Source organism: Erythrobacter donghaensis (assembly GCF_001557325.1).
Taxonomy (GTDB): Bacteria; Pseudomonadota; Alphaproteobacteria; order Sphingomonadales; family Sphingomonadaceae; genus Erythrobacter; species Erythrobacter donghaensis_B.
In genome coordinates this window covers 1-1,010 of the sequence record NZ_LSJS01000055.1, presented here as the reverse complement: position 1 = coordinate 1,010, position 1,010 = coordinate 1, and the positions used below count along the sequence as shown (strand labels likewise).

At 65.2% G+C, this 1,010-nt stretch carries 2 protein-coding genes; both read left to right on the top strand.

Translation table 11 applies throughout. From position 1 onward, the window contains the following. The first annotated feature begins 139 nt into the window (after positions 1-139). Positions 140-532, top strand: coding sequence for a hypothetical protein (locus AX692_RS02320; protein WP_073974249.1), 393 nt, complete (start codon positions 140-142; stop codon positions 530-532). After that, complete coding sequence (locus AX692_RS02315; protein ID WP_073974250.1) at positions 529-936, top strand: type-F conjugative transfer system protein TrbI; 408 nt, start codon at positions 529-531, stop codon at positions 934-936. The genes AX692_RS02320 and AX692_RS02315 overlap by 4 nt, the downstream gene beginning before the upstream one ends. The last annotated feature ends 74 nt before the right edge of the window (positions 937-1,010 follow it).

Here is a 1,010-nt window from a genome sequence, read left to right as displayed (position 1 = left end):
CAACGCTCTTCTCGAGTTCGCCCCAGACCTTCGCCGCCATCGATGCCGAGATCGCGCGCGGGCACCAGCTCGCCGATGCGATCGAGCGCATCGCTCATCCCACCCGCTGACACCCCATCACCAAAGGATCCCTATCTCCATGCCTCTCCACCTCGTCACCCCCTTCGACCGGACCGACCCGTCCGAAGACGAACAGCCCGTCAGCCAGCCAGTCCAGACCTTGCGCTCGCGCATGGCCGATGGCTGCTACATTCTGCTTCGCGGCTGCCTGTTTCTCGGCTCATCCTACCTGATGGCGCTGGGCCTGCCGCTGCTGTTCTTCCTGCTGTTGTCGGGCGGCAATCCCGATGCCTTCTTCGCCCATGTCGCCAATCTCGGTGACCGCTTCCTGGCGGCCGACCTCGCACGGCGCGTGACTTTCCTCGGCCAGTGCAAGTTCGTTCTGATCGGTCTCGCGACGCTCGTCGTCGTGTGGCGCATGCCGCGCTTCATCCGCGACCTCGACCGCGAACTCTCGGGAGAAAAGCTGTGAAGAACATTCTGGCAACGTCGGGCCTGCGCTGGCGGCTTGCATCGATCAATCTCACCGCTGTCGTGGTCGGCGCCGGCATGATCGGTCAGGTGCTGTGGGGTGTCTGGGCGACGGACAAGCTGCTCACCCTGGAAAAACGCGAGGTCGTCACGGTCCAGCTGAGCCGGATCATGGGCGACTTCATCGAAGCCGAAGCGCGTGCCGGTCGGCCGCCTGAAGAAACCAGACTGCGCGTCCAGGCCTACCTCAAGGCCGTGGAAGCCTCGGTACAGAAGCTCGGCCGCGAAGGTCGGACAGTTCTGGTTGCCGAAGCAGTGGTCGCCGGGAGCACACCGGACCTGACCGGGTCTGTGCGTGCCGATGTTGTGCGCCGGATGGGAGCCATTCCCGATGCAGCCCGCTGATCTCTTGATCCGCTCAGCTTCGGCGCGCCGGCTCGTGCTTTGGGGCGGGCTCGGTGCCGGGGCGCTGGCGCTCT

Excerpts from the sequence above, each read along its gene's own strand:
- AX692_RS02320 (WP_073974249.1), top strand. The coding sequence starts at position 140 with ATGCCTCTCCACCTCGTCACCCCCTTCGACCGGACCGACCCGTCCGAA.